This window comes from Tritonibacter litoralis, from assembly GCF_009496005.1.
Classification (GTDB): Bacteria; Pseudomonadota; Alphaproteobacteria; order Rhodobacterales; family Rhodobacteraceae; genus Epibacterium; species Epibacterium litoralis.
This window is the reverse complement of record NZ_WIBF01000017.1, coordinates 1-13,252: the sequence shown is the minus strand read 5'-3', so window position 1 is coordinate 13,252 and position 13,252 is coordinate 1. Positions and strand designations below refer to the sequence as shown.

Below are 13,252 nucleotides of genomic sequence, written 5' to 3'. Positions count from 1 at the left end.
TCTTTTTATTTTGGCGGGCGGCACCCGCATGTCTGTGGAAGGGTTAGGCCGTAAGCCCTTGGGGTTCAGGAAGGCCGCGGCTGCGGCAGCAGGCCGTCAGCGTATTGGCCAAGAGGCAGGCGATGGTCATGGGACCAACACCGCCAGGAACGGGGGTGATCGCACCGGCCACCGTTTGCGCAGAGGCGAAATCCACATCGCCGACCAGCTTGTTTTTTCCGTCGCGTTCGATCCGGTTGATGCCAACATCGATGACGGTTGCACCGGGCTTGATCCAATCGCCCTGGACAAATTCGGGGCGACCCACGGCCGCCACAACGATGTCGGCACGACGCAGAACTTCAGGCAGGTCTTTGGTACGGCTGTGGGCAATGGTCACGGTGCAGCTGTCACCCAGCAGAAGCTGGGCCATCGGCTTGCCGACGATGTTGGAGCGACCTACCACAACGGCATTCAATCCCGAAAGTGAACCATGGTGTTCCCGCAGCATCATCAGACAACCAAGCGGGGTGCAGGGCACCATCGAGGTTTGACCGGTGCCCAAAAGTCCCACGTTTGAGATGTGAAACCCGTCCACGTCCTTTTCCGGCGCGATCGAATTGATCACCAGATCTTCGTTCAAGTGCTCCGGAAGCGGTAGCTGCACCAAAATGCCATGCACGTCTGGGTCGTTGTTCAAACGGTCGATCAATGCCAGCAGATCTGCCTCTGATGTATCCACATCCAGCTTGTGCTCAAACGAGTTCATGCCAACTTCGACAGTCTGTTTGCCTTTGGAGCGGACATAGACCTGGCTGGCCGGATCCTCACCCACCAGCACAACGGCCAGACCGGGCGTGACACCGTGGGATTCCTTCAGGGCCGAGACATGCTCGGCCACTTGGCCACGGACTTTGGCCGCAAAGGCCTTCCCATCAATTAGAGTTACGCTCATCTCTTAAGCCTCCAGGCGCTGGGCGGCAGTTGCCAGCGCGTGCATCAGGGCACCGGCAAGCGTGCGCATGCCGATAACGGTCAATTTGCTTTGCGACCGGCGGATCACAAAAACGCTCATATGTTCAAGGCCGGTCCGTGCAGCGGACCCTGGGCTGAACTGGTGGGCGTCGATATTGACGAGCTTTTGCATCAGCTTCTGGATCGCGTCGCCATTGCTGGCGTCTTCGATGTCAAACGCGCACCAGCCATCGGTTTGCTCGGTCACATAGCCTGCGTCGGCTTCTGCTTTGACAACCGCAGCGAAATCTGTTTCCGCCAGCCCATAGCCTTCGATCATCCATTGATTGGGACCGGACCAGAACGCGCCGTGGGTCTCGGTCGCCGTGCTTTGACCAGCCTCTGGCAAGGTCAGGCCAAAGGGCGATGGAACAACGGTTTGCGCAGGCAGCGACAAGGATGTCAAAGCCAGCATGGTGTTTTCAGACAGGCTCAGCGGGCCATAGGATTTGGCCCATGGTCCAGCTGCACCCAGAGCGGTAATTGGTGATAGATCAGTCACGGAGGCGTTCTCCTTCGGGGTCCACAAAATGGGCCGAGACAACTTCGACCTCGATCGATTGTCCCTGCAGCGGGTTGCTTGCAATCACGGTTTCACCTTTGCGGGTGTCGCCGTCTTCCAAATAGCCAAGGCCGATGTAGCAGCCCAAATGAGGCGAGTAGCACGCCGAGGTAACCCAGCCTTGGTCAGTCTCGGTGGTTTGTGCGCTCCCTTTGGTAAAGAGATGCGCGCCGGCCACCACTTCAGACGCGGCATTTACCGGCTTGAATCCGACGAGACGGCGGCGGTCGGCCTCCAGACCCTCACGACGGGAAAGAACCGCGCCGATACTGTCTTTCTTCTTGGAGACCATGCGGCCCAGACCCAGCATCGCTGCGGTGGTCTGACCTGTCAGCTCGTTGCCGGTGGCGTGGCCTTTTTCGATGCGCAGCACGCCAAGGGTTTCGGTCCCATAAGGTGTGACCCCCAGATCCTCACCCAGCTCCATCAGCCGTTCCATCAGCGCATTGCCGTAGCGGGCCGGAACAGCCAGTTCATACGCCAGCTCACCCGAGAAAGAGATGCGGAACAGACGTGCCCGCAGACCTTTGCAGATCGTGAGCTCAGCACAGCCCATGAAGGGGAAGCCTTCGTTAGAAATGTCGAAGTCATCGACGACGCGCGACAACAGCTCACGCGATTTGGGGCCCGCAACAGCGAACTGCGCCCAGGCATCCGTGGTCGAGATCAGGTTGACGTCCAGATCAGGCCACAGGCACTGACGGGCAAATTCCATCTTGCGGTACACAACAGCCGCGTTTGCTGTGGTTGTGGTGACGACATAATGGCTTTCACCCAGACGGGCGCAGGTCCCGTCATCGTAAAGCGTGCCTTCTTCGCGCAACATCAGACCATAGCGGGTTTTGCCAACCGCCAGCGTGCCCATCATGTTGGAATAGATCCGGTTCAGGAATTCACCCGCATCGGCCCCTTGCACATCTATCTTGCCCAAAGTGGTTACGTCACAGACCCCAACCGCCGAGCGTACAGCCAGGGCTTCGCGGTCCACGGTCTGACGCCAATGGGTTTCGCCCGCTTTGGGGAAATACTGCGCACGCATCCACTGTCCAACTTCCACAAACACAGCGCCTTGCTCTGTTGCCCAGGTGTTGGAGGGCGTGAGGCGGTGCGGACGGAAGTGTTTGCCGGTATCGCCGCCCCCCAGAACACCCATTGATACGCCGGTGTATGGTGGGCGGAAAATTGTGGTGCCGGTTTCCGGGATCGACTTGCCGGTCAATTCGGCCATCACAGCCAAGGCTGAGATGTTGGAGGTTTTGCCCTGATCGGTTGCCATGCCCAATGTGGTCCAGCGTTTCAGATGCTCAACCGGTTTCATGTTTTCCTGATGCGCCAACTTTACGTCTTTGACGGTCACATCGTTCTGGAAATCCACCCAGGCCCGTTTTGCGCCCGGCACATGCCAGAAGGCGGTTTGCGCTTGCGCTTCGTTTTCCGCGGTGGGAACCGCAATCTCTGTCGCGGTCATGTCCAGCTGGCTCAACGCGTCTTTGGCAGCGCGCACCCCATCCGCCAGGGCCGCAGCCGTGCTGCCCTGACCGCAGGCTGCACCCGCAGGGATCAGCCCAACCGGTCCGTTGGCGCCGGGCACAAAGGCCAGCAGGTTTTCATCCCATTCAGGACGGCCCCGGTGGTGTGATGCCAGGTGCACATTTGGGTTCCACCCGCCCGAGACGCCAAGCGCGCCGACCTTGTGCCAGGTGGACGAGCCGTGCTGGGTTACCTCGATCGCGGTCAGCCCATGCCGTCCGCGTGTGTCGGTGATGGTGCCACCACCAAACACACGATATTCGCCAAAACATGGCGCATCATCGCGCACGTCGATCACACCCAGAACCTTGGCCCCTTGGGCCATCAAATCCACTGCGGTGCGGTGACCGTCGTCATTGTTGGTAAAGATCGCAATGCCGTCGCCCGCCCGTTTGACCGGCGCCACAGCCCAACGATTGGCATAGGCGCGCATTGCGCCAGCCATCATGATGCCGGGACGGTCGTTATTGGCAAAGGGGATGTGACGTTCGGTTGCGCCGGCAGCCAGAACCGCCCGTTTCGACGTAATCCGCCACAGGGTCTGGCGCACTTTGCCGTTGGGGGCCAGCAGGTGGTCGCTGACCTGTTCCACGGCACCGAAAACACCGTGATCATAGGTGCCAAACGCGATGGTCCGGGTCATAATCTGCACGTTCGGCAGGCTTTTCAGCTCGGCCTCAACGGATTGAACCCAATCGCTGGCAGGGGTGCCGTCAAGAGTCTGACGCTCGGCCAAAAGGCGGCCGCCCAGACGACAATCCTCGTCCAACAGGATCACACGCGCGCCTGAACGCCCTGCGGTCAGCGCCGCCATCAGGCCCGCGGCACCAGCCCCGATGACCAGAACATCACAATGCAGGAAGCCGCGGTCATAATCATCCGGATCGGGCAGCATCGACAATTCGCCCAGACCTGCCGCCCGACGGATCGCCGGTTCATAGAGCTTCTCCCAGAACGCGCGCGGCCACATGAACGTCTTGTAGTAGAACCCCGCCGACAGGAACGGCGACATCAGGTCGTTCACGGCCATCAGATCGCGTTCCAGCGAGCCTACATGGTTTTGCGACCGCGCTTCCAGACCGTCAAACAGCTCGGTTACGGTGGCGCGGGTGTTGGGTTCCTGATGGGCACCGCTGCGCAGTTCCACCATCGCGTTGGGCTCTTCGGAACCGGCCGAGAAGATGCCGCGCGGACGGTGGTATTTAAAGCTGCGACCGACCAGCTGTACGCCATTGGCCAACAGGGCCGATGCCAATGTGTCGCCCTTAAAGCCACTCAGCCGCTTGCCGTTGAAGGTAAAAGAGAGCGGGGCGTTACGGTCAATCAAACCGCCGTTTAAACGAGTCATTGTGCGACTCCGATCTTGCGTTTGACATCGCTGGCGAGCTCGGCCGACAGGATCTCATGTGTCAGTGTATTGCGGGTCACCACCAACCAAGAGCGATCGCCCTGTTCGTGGAACCACAGTTCGCGGTGAAGACCGGCCGGGTTGTCGCGCAAATAAACATATTCGGCGAATTGAGCCTCGGCGTCTTCGGCATTGGGATCTGGGCGCAGCATCAGGTCCGCGTCGCCAAGATAGGTGAATTCCTGCGCGTCACGCAGGCCAAGAAGGGGATGAGGGATTAGCATCGCAAACAGACCTCAGTGCAGATTGGGTTGGGCGCCGACGCCCTTTTCATCAACGACATAACCGCGCGCAAACCGGTCCATCCGATAGGCCGTCGCGGTCTCGTGCGGGGTGTCTGTGGCCAGTAAATGCGCAAAGGCATAGCCAGAGGCCGGGGTTGCTTTGAACCCGCCATAACACCAGCCACCATTGAAATAGAGGCCGTCCACATCGGTTCGGTCGATAATCGGTGAGCCGTCCATGGACATATCCATGACACCACCCCAGGACCGCAGCAGGCGCGCGCGCCCGATCATCGGCATCAAAGCCATGCCGCCTTCCAGCACGTCTTCAACCACCGGCAGGTTGCCGCGTTGCGCATAAGAGTTGTACCCGTCGATATCGCCGCCAAAGACCAGACCACCCTTGTCCGACTGGCTGACATAGAAATGGCCAGCGCCAAAGGTGATGACACCGGGGATGGTTGGTTTCAGACCTTCAGACACAAAGGCCTGCAAGACATGGCTTTCGATCGGCAGGCGTTTTCCAGCCATCGACATCACACGGGATGAGCTGCCCGCAACCGCAACGCCCACTTTTCCCGCGCCGATATAGCCACGGGTGGTCTCTACCCCGATAATCTTGCCACCTTCGATCTTCATGCCGGTGACTTCGCAGTTCTGGATCAGATCGACGCCGCGCATGTCAGCGCCACGGGCATAACCCCAGGCCACACCATCGTGACGGGCCGTCCCCGCGCGCAACTGGCGCAGCCCGCCTTTGATCGGGAAACGGGCGTTGTCGAAATTCAGGAACGGTGCAAGCTGGCGCAGGTCTTCCTGGCTCAGCAGTTCGGCATCTGCGCCCGAGAATTTCATGGCATTGCCACGACGGCGATAGGCATCGCGCTGGCCGTCGGTGTGGAAGAGGTTGATGATGCTGCGCTGGCTGACCATCGAGTTGAAGTTGGTCTCCTGCTCGAGGTTTTCCCACAGTTTCATGGAAAACTCATAAAACGGCTGGTTGCCCGGCAAGAGATAGTTAGAGCGAATGATGGTCGTGTTCCGGCCAATATTGCCAGAGCCCAGCCAACCTTTTTCCAGCACGGCGATATTGGCCTTGCCGAACACTTTTGCCAGATAATAGGCGGTCGCCAGCCCATGGCCGCCGCCACCAATAATGACAAAGTCATAATGTGACTTGGGCGCAGGATCTCTCCAAAGGGGTTTCCACCCTTTGTGACCCGTCAAGGCCTCTTTGATTACCCGCAAACCGGAAAACTTCATCTCGATGCTCCATTTTGATTTGGGCACTTTAGTCAGTGTGTGACAGATTGAGATTTCGCAGAAAGGACATATAATATCGAGAAAGGGTCATTTGGTCGCGAGAGGCGAGAGATTGCGACGGATCGGTTTTCTGTTGGTTGAAGGATATGCGCTGATCTCGACGGCGGCAGCGATGGAGCCATTGCGGGCGGCGAATCTCTTTGCGCCCACAGCGCTCTATGACATTTGCTTTTTGTCAGTAGATGGCGGCGATGTGCCTGCGTCCCTTGGCAGCAGCTTTGCGACGCAATCCATTGCCGATGCGGGGTTGAGTTTTGATCTGGTATTTGTTGTCGCGGGCGGAGATCCCTTTCGATTCAATGATGTCAGATTGTCGGCCTGGCTGCGTCGTCTGGACAGGGCCGGTGTCCCGCTGGGCGGGATCTCTGGCGGCGCGGTGATCCTCGCCCGCAATGGTCTGATGGAGAACCGCCGTTTCACGGTGCATTGGCATCATCTTGAGGATTTGCGCGCGCAGTCTGCGCAATATCTGCTGGAACAGCGTCTCTTTGTGATCGACCGGGACCGTTATACCTGTGCCGGAGGGGCTGCACCTTTGGACATGATGCATGCGATTCTGTCAGCTGAACACGGTGTCGGTTTCGCCCAAAGGATCAGCGACTGGTTCATCCAGACCGAGATCCGCGTGTCGCACGCGCCGCAGCAGGCCAGCGTCGCAGCGCGTTATGGGATCCAGTCTCAGGTTGTGACAGAAGCGTTGGAACTGATGGAAAGCCACATCGCGGACCCCATCGATGTTGGCCAAATCGCGCGTTTGGTCGGCGTGTCGGACCGGCAGTTGCAACGGCAGTTTCGCAGCGCGCTGGGCCAGTCTGTTATGGAGGCCTATCGCAGCGTGCGATTGGAGACAGCCCGCAGCATGTTGCGAGGCAGCAACCTCAGCATTGCAGAGATTGCTGAAATGGCCGGCTTTACCTCGCAGGCTCACTTTGCTGACCTGTATCGACGTCGCTGGTCCGTATCCCCGTCCAAAGACCGCGCCGCAGGCAGAGACATGGCCTAAGGGATGTCACACGTGAAATCGAAGGTAAGCGCGGCTCAGCCGTGTTGTTTGACCAGTTGAACCAGCTGCCGTGCGACGCCATCGTGATCGTTGCCCATGTGATGCCCGCCGTCAAAGACAACCCGTTGCATACCAGGGACCTGGGCCACAGGGCAGGCGCTGACCGTTTCTTTGCGGCCGTGCAGACACAGGATGCGCTCTGGCGGCAGATGGGCCGACAGGGACTGAATGGCAGGCGCGACTTCAATGGCGCCGGTGCGCTGACCTAGCCAGCCGCCAACAACGATTTCAAACCCGGTATGGGTTTCGGGTGCGATTAGGCCAACGCCCAGCAGCCGCTCGCGCATGTTCTGCGACAGGTGTCTGGCGGCAAAGGGAACGGTATTGGCCCCAAGGGAAAAGCCAAGCAGCATCACCTTGGTTCGGCCGAATTTGCGCCGAAAATGCGCATCGATTCGTTCAAAGTCGGCTGCGATTTGTTCAGGTGTCTTCTCCCGCCACATATAACGTAGGCTGGAAATTCCAACGACCGGTATGCCATGATCTGCCAGGCGGTCTGAAATCTCCTCGTCAAACTTGGCCCAACCTCCATCCCCGGACAGGAAAATCGCATAGACATCTTGCGCAGCAACATTTTGATTCTCGTGCACCGTCAACGGCAGGTCGCGCAGGTCCGCACCGGCGCCGGTGTCGATATCAAAGGAGGAATCGGTGCCTGCAAGGCGCAGATACGATTGGTAAAACGCCTTTCGCGGATTGTCCGTCGGATCCACAACGGTCACACCAGCCAGACCTTGGGCCGGTGAAGTGTTTGGCAGGGCGATGTCCAGCCATCGCACCGGTGCTTTTGTCGATGACGGCGTGTGTGTGGTGTCGCAAAAGCCGTTTCTATTAGGTGCCGCTTGGGTCACCAGCCCCTTGAACCGGTCGGGCGCGGCCCAAGCAGCGGAAATTGCCAATGCAGCGCCGTCCTGTAGTCCAACCAACACAGGCGTGCGCGCAAGTGCATTTTGATTTTTTTGTTCAGTCTCAGCGATTCTCGCCAATTCAGAGGCAAACTGTTCACACGCATCAGATTGCCGCAGTGTGCCTGTGGCCGTCACACCAATGACCAAGGTGTGCATCTCTGACAGGCGCTGGGCGCGTTGCTCAACTTCGTGATCCCAACCTTGTTGCCCCACCAAAATAATCGCCGTTGATCGCGCCTCCATATTCTGTGGCGCGAGAGTACGGATGACGCTGGCGTGACGCTGGGCTTCTTTTGGCTGGACGAAATGTGCTCCCGCCAGTGCTACGGTTAAGATACTTAGAACACAGAAAATTTTTAACACACTTTTTAATCGGGCATCCATTTGATGTGTGTCCTTCTGGGGCCTTCAAACGAAGCTCAACCTAGCTCTGTTTCCCTGACGAAACGTGAAGGAAAACGCAGGGAAAAATCAAAAACACAACGACTCAAAAAAGGAATTTTTCGGAGCTTCGAAAATGCGTTTTTGACGTATTAAAATTGCTTGTTTTTATTTGGATTTGGGGCGTGAAAGATAAAATCGGGCTGCTTTTTTGGGCTTTTCAAGTGGGTTTAACGGTTTGCTTGGAATTTGAGTCTATCCAATTGGTGAGCTGTGCAAATGATGTAACGGAGTATTGGCGTGTTTTTTAAGTCCAAGAAGAGCACTGAATCGGCTGGTATGGATGAGACCCAAAAGGCCATCATGGAGATGGTCGACAGAACCCAGGCAACGATTCAGTTTGAACCTGACGGAACGATTATCACTGCAAACCAGAACTTCCTGGACGCGTTGGGCTACTCTCTGGAAGAGATCCAAGGCCAACACCACCGCATGTTTGTCTACAAGACATTCGCGGCAACGGAACAATACGACAAATTCTGGAAAGATCTGGCTGGCGGCCAAGCGTTTACAGATCAATTCCCGCGCGTCCGTAAAGACGGTAGCGTCCTGTGGATCCAGGCCACTTATGCGCCGATTTATGACGATGAAGGTAACGTTGTCAAAGTCGCCAAATTGGCATCTGACATTACAGAGCGCAAAGAAGGTCTGGCAACAGTTGCCGAAGGGCTTCAAGCGCTGGCTGAAGGGAAACTGAACCACCGGATTTCCGCCTCCCATATCCGCGACGTCGCGGATCTGGGCAAAGCGTTCAACGAATCTGTCGAAAAGCTGGAGCGGACAATGGGTACGGTGGCAACCGTGTCGGAAGCCGTTCAGCGTACAGCCGGTGAGATTGGCCAGTCCTCTGGTGATTTGGCGCATCGCACCGAAAGCCAGGCTGCAACCCTGGAAGAAACGGCCGCCGCAATCGAAGAACTGACGGCAACTGTGCGGTCTTCGGCGGATGGTGCCCGTCAGGTGGAAGATATCGTTCGCAAAGAACAGCAAAAAGCCACCGAAAGCGGCGAGATCGTGACCAATGCAATCTCGGCCATGTCTGAGATTGAGCAATCTTCAGACAAGATCGCCAATATTATCTCGGTCATTGATGACATCGCCTTCCAAACCAACTTGCTGGCTTTGAACGCCGGTGTCGAAGCAGCGCGTGCCGGTGAAGCTGGACGTGGCTTTGCTGTTGTTGCCTCGGAAGTGCGCGCTTTGGCGCAGCGGTCCTCGGATGCGGCTGGGGAAATCAAAAAACTGATCAGTGACAGTAACCGCCAGGTGTCAAATGGTGTGGATCTGGTGGGTCAGGCTGGCAATGCTCTGCATCAGATCATTGAAAGCGTGAGCGCGATCTCGACCCACGTCAGCGATATTGCACAAGGCGCTGAAGAGCAGGCAACCACCCTGAATGAGGTAAATTCAGGCATGACCGAGCTCGACAAAGTCACCCAGCAAAACGCAGCCATGGTCCAACAAAGCACGGCTGCTGCGCAGACCCTCAACAACGATGCTTCCCGCCTGGGACAGCAGGTGGCCATGTTCACCGGCGCAAGCGGTGCTCAGGTTACAACCTTCCAAGAAGCGCCCCGTCCAGCGGCGGCTCCGCCCGAGCCGACGGCGCATGGCACAATGGACGCTGCCGTGGGCTGGGACGATTTCTAATACCAACAGATCCGCTGCATCTATGCTCAGCTTGAACGGGGGTGGCCAAACGGCCACCTCTGTTTCTTTTTGAGGCAGCGTTTGGTGGCTGATGTCATACAAAGTAGCCGCACTGGAAGTCATTCCTCTGTTCTGGCTGCTGTGATGCTTTCAAGATCAGACCACTTTTGGGTTCTAAATTATGATCCTGTTTCAACCGGTCGGATGTTGACCTCCACAGGCCTTGTCGCAAATGTGTGCCAAAACAGGAGAGCGCATGCGCAACGACGACCAGGCCGATTACCCGCAGATCCGAACGGTTGGGCTTTCAGGGCTCATTATCAGTTTCTCCAATCGACTGGAGGATGCGTACAATCGGGCGGCTTTGGCGTTGCGGGCTGCAGTGTCCGATGCGGCCATCCCGGGTGTTCTGGAAACTTCAACCTCGTTGGCCTCGGTCTACGTGCGCTTTGACTCGCAACAATCCACACATGCGGCCTTGACGGCGCAGCTCTCCCAATTGTTGGCCGACCGGGATTGGACCCAAGCCCCATTGCCCAAAGGGCGTCGGTTTTGGCGCGTGCCTACAGTCTATGGAGGTGATCTGGCCCCACAGCTGGCTGAGGCTGCGGATTTGGCCGGGATGAGCGAACAGGCCGCCATCGACGCCTTGGGAGCCGCACGGGTGCGGGTCCTGACCATCGGGTTTGCGCCGGGGCAGCCCTACCTTGGCCCGCTGGGGCCGGAGTGGAACATACCACGGCAAACCGCGCTGACCCCGATGGTGCCACGGGGGGCTTTGGTGCAGGCTGTGTCACAGTTCGTCCTGTTCACCGCTTCTACGCCAACCGGCTGGCGTCATGTGGGACAAACCGGTTTGCATGGGTTCCAACCAACCTCAGACACGCCGTTTACCCTGCGGGCGGGGGATGAAATGCAATTCTTCCCCGTGTCCAAGGCCGAGTTCTTGCGCCTGTGTGAACAGGACCCCAATCTTGGCGGTGCACAAGTGTCAGAGGTCGAGGCATGACCGGGCTCTTTGTTCTGCGCACCGGCCCCGCCGTATCGATCCAGGATCACGGCCGCGCGGGGCTCTTGTCCTATGGCGTCTCCCAAGGGGGCGCCGCAGATCTTCGTGCCCTCGCAGAAGGCGCGGCGCTTTTGCGCCAGGCCCCCGATTTGGCGGCCCTCGAAATGGCGGGCTTTGGGGGTGAGTTCGAGGCGCGAGGTGATCTGCGGATCGCCCTGACTGGTGCGCCTATGGTGGCGACGCTGGATGGTGCACCCTTGGCCTGGAATGCTTCGCATGGGGTGATGGCGGGACAACGTTTGAAAATCGGCGCGGCACAGCAAGGTGTCTACGGATATCTGCACCTGGGTGGCGGCATTGACGCGCCCAAGATGCTGGGCGCGCGGTCCGTCCATCTGGCCGCGGGACTTGGGCGGAACACGCAAGCAGGGGATGTGTTGCAGGCCGGGCCCGACACTACGTACGAGACCGGCCTCACCCTGCCGGTGGATCCACGGTTTGACGGTGGCGAAATCCGCATTGTCGAAAGCTTTCAGTCGGATCTTTTCGCGCCGCAAACCCGGACCCGATTTGCCGAGACGACATTTAAGCGCGGACCACGCGCCAATCGCATGGGGGTCGAACTGCTTAGCCAGGGGGAAGGCTTTGCCGCGGATGGCCAGCTGAACATCCTGTCCGAGATCATCGTGCCCGGTGATATCCAGATGACCGGTGACGGCCAGCCATTTGTTCTGATGCGGGAATGTCAGACCACGGGCGGCTACCCACGTATTGGCACGGTTCTGCCTTGTGACCTGCCCCGGGTGGCCCAGGCGGGCGCTGGCCAACAGCTGCGGTTCAAATGGGTCAGCCTGGACGCGGCACTGGACGCCGAACAGCGCGCAACCCAAGAGATCAACCGGTTGCGCAGCCAATGCAAGCCATTGGTCCGAGATCCCGCAACCTTGCAAGACTTGTTGGCCTACCAATTGGTCGGAGGCGTGGTCTCCGCCACAGATGACCCATTTTTGGAAAAAGACTTAAAAGGAGCCGACCGATGACCCAATCCGTTGATCTGAACGCAGACATGGGGGAAAGCTTTGGCCCCTGGACCATGGGCGATGACGCCAGCCTTTTGCAGGTGATTTCCAGCGCCAATGTGGCTTGTGGATTCCACGCCGGCGATCCGGATGTCATGTCACAGACCATGGCAACGGCGCGGGACGCGGGCGTGGGCATTGGCGCGCATCCGGGTTTTCTGGACCTCCAGGGCTTTGGCCGTCGCAAGATGCATGTGCCCCATGACACGATGGCGAATATGGTGCGCTATCAATTGGGAGCCGCCTTGGCCATGGCACGCTCCGTTGGCACCGATGTCCGTCACCTAAAGTTGCACGGGGCATTGGCCAATATGGCCAGCGTCGATCACGCTTTGGCGCGCGCCTGCTACGAAGGGGCACTGGATGTATGTCCCGACATCATCATTATGGTGCTGGCCTCGACAGCCATGGAAGAGGTTGCGCGCGATCTGGGCTGTAATTGGTGTGGAGAGATCTTTGCCGATCGTGCTTATAATGACGACGCGACGCTTGTCGACCGCAGCCTCCCCGGTGCGGTGATCCATGACCCGGCGGTGGCGGGGCCGCGTATTCTGGAAATGGTTCAAGCCGGTGCCATCATCACCGAAGGCGGCAAGAAGATCCAAGCCCCCATCGATACGATCTGTTTGCACGGAGATACGCCAACTGCTGTCGCCTTGGCCAAGTCGGTGCGCCAGAGTTTGGAAGACGGCGGTGTCGAGGTGCGCCAATTTCAGGGACGAGTCGGCTGAATCTCCCCGAGTCGCCCGTGTTGCCTCCCTTGGGCCTCAGGGCGACTCGCGACCACAGTTGTGTCAGTTTCGTCAAAGCACACAATATATAGGCATGAGTGAGACCAGGGCGACTCCTGGGCCAAAGAGAAATCACGGATTGTCCAATAGAAACGTTTAGCACGTCCGAAAAAATTAGAATTAACCCATTGATATTGTTTTATATTTCAAAAAGATTGTGATTTTTGTGATTTTTGGGTTGCGGGTGTTTTGGGTTACCCGTAAAAGCCCCTTCACCGGCGGCGCTGAGGCGCTGCGGGGCGCGGCGGGGACGCTGCGGGACACACCGGAG

General features: G+C 58.3%; 11 protein-coding genes. 5 read left to right on the top strand and 6 right to left on the bottom strand.

What is annotated here, in order from left to right; genetic code table 11:
- Window positions 1-43: 43 nt before the first annotated feature.
- From folD to GFB49_RS18995, 5 genes are read right to left on the bottom strand one after another with little or no spacing between them, the layout of a single operon-like run.
- Window positions 44-934, bottom strand: a complete 891-nt coding sequence (gene folD, locus GFB49_RS19015; protein ID WP_153217612.1) for a bifunctional methylenetetrahydrofolate dehydrogenase/methenyltetrahydrofolate cyclohydrolase FolD — start codon at window positions 932-934, stop codon at window positions 44-46.
- Between the two features lie 3 nt (window positions 935-937).
- Complete coding sequence (locus tag GFB49_RS19010; protein ID WP_343032643.1) at window positions 938-1,495, bottom strand: sarcosine oxidase subunit gamma; 558 nt, start codon at window positions 1,493-1,495, stop codon at window positions 938-940.
- A complete protein-coding gene (locus GFB49_RS19005; protein WP_153217610.1) occupies window positions 1,488-4,433 on the bottom strand; it encodes a sarcosine oxidase subunit alpha family protein in 2,946 nt (981 codons plus the stop codon). Before GFB49_RS19005 ends, GFB49_RS19010 begins: the two co-directional genes overlap by 8 nt.
- Window positions 4,430-4,717 (bottom strand): sarcosine oxidase subunit delta, encoded by a 288-nt coding sequence (locus GFB49_RS19000; protein ID WP_153217608.1) that lies wholly within the window; start codon window positions 4,715-4,717, stop codon window positions 4,430-4,432. The genes GFB49_RS19005 and GFB49_RS19000 overlap by 4 nt, the downstream gene beginning before the upstream one ends.
- A gap of 12 nt (window positions 4,718-4,729) precedes the next feature.
- Window positions 4,730-5,980: a sarcosine oxidase subunit beta family protein gene (locus tag GFB49_RS18995; protein WP_153217606.1), complete on the bottom strand. Its 1,251-nt coding sequence runs from the start codon at window positions 5,978-5,980 to the stop codon at window positions 4,730-4,732.
- Window positions 5,981-6,092: 112 nt separating this feature from the next.
- Here GFB49_RS18995 and GFB49_RS18990 point away from each other — a divergent pair, with 112 nt between their 5' ends.
- Window positions 6,093-7,043 (top strand): GlxA family transcriptional regulator, encoded by a 951-nt coding sequence (locus tag GFB49_RS18990; protein WP_153217604.1) that lies wholly within the window; start codon window positions 6,093-6,095, stop codon window positions 7,041-7,043.
- Window positions 7,044-7,078: 35 nt separating this feature from the next.
- Here GFB49_RS18990 and GFB49_RS18985 read toward each other — a convergent pair whose 3' ends face one another.
- A complete protein-coding gene (locus tag GFB49_RS18985) occupies window positions 7,079-8,224 on the bottom strand; it encodes an AcvB/VirJ family lysyl-phosphatidylglycerol hydrolase (protein WP_194269408.1) in 1,146 nt (381 codons plus the stop codon).
- 468 nt (window positions 8,225-8,692) lie between these two features.
- Between GFB49_RS18985 and GFB49_RS18980 the strand changes: the two genes are divergently transcribed.
- The 4 genes from GFB49_RS18980 (at window position 8,693) to GFB49_RS18965 (ending at window position 12,921) form a co-directional block, all read left to right on the top strand.
- Entirely contained in the window at window positions 8,693-10,102 is a 1,410-nt protein-coding gene (locus GFB49_RS18980; protein WP_343032642.1) for a methyl-accepting chemotaxis protein, read from the top strand.
- A gap of 256 nt (window positions 10,103-10,358) precedes the next feature.
- Window positions 10,359-11,111, top strand: a complete 753-nt coding sequence (locus tag GFB49_RS18975; RefSeq protein ID WP_153217600.1) for a 5-oxoprolinase subunit B family protein — start codon at window positions 10,359-10,361, stop codon at window positions 11,109-11,111.
- On the top strand, window positions 11,108-12,151 hold the full coding sequence (locus GFB49_RS18970; protein WP_153217598.1) for a 5-oxoprolinase subunit C family protein: 1,044 nt from the start codon (window positions 11,108-11,110) through the stop codon (window positions 12,149-12,151). The genes GFB49_RS18975 and GFB49_RS18970 overlap by 4 nt, the downstream gene beginning before the upstream one ends.
- Window positions 12,148-12,921 (top strand): LamB/YcsF family protein, encoded by a 774-nt coding sequence (locus GFB49_RS18965; protein ID WP_153217596.1) that lies wholly within the window; start codon window positions 12,148-12,150, stop codon window positions 12,919-12,921. The genes GFB49_RS18970 and GFB49_RS18965 overlap by 4 nt, the downstream gene beginning before the upstream one ends.
- Window positions 12,922-13,252: the final 331 nt, after the last annotated feature.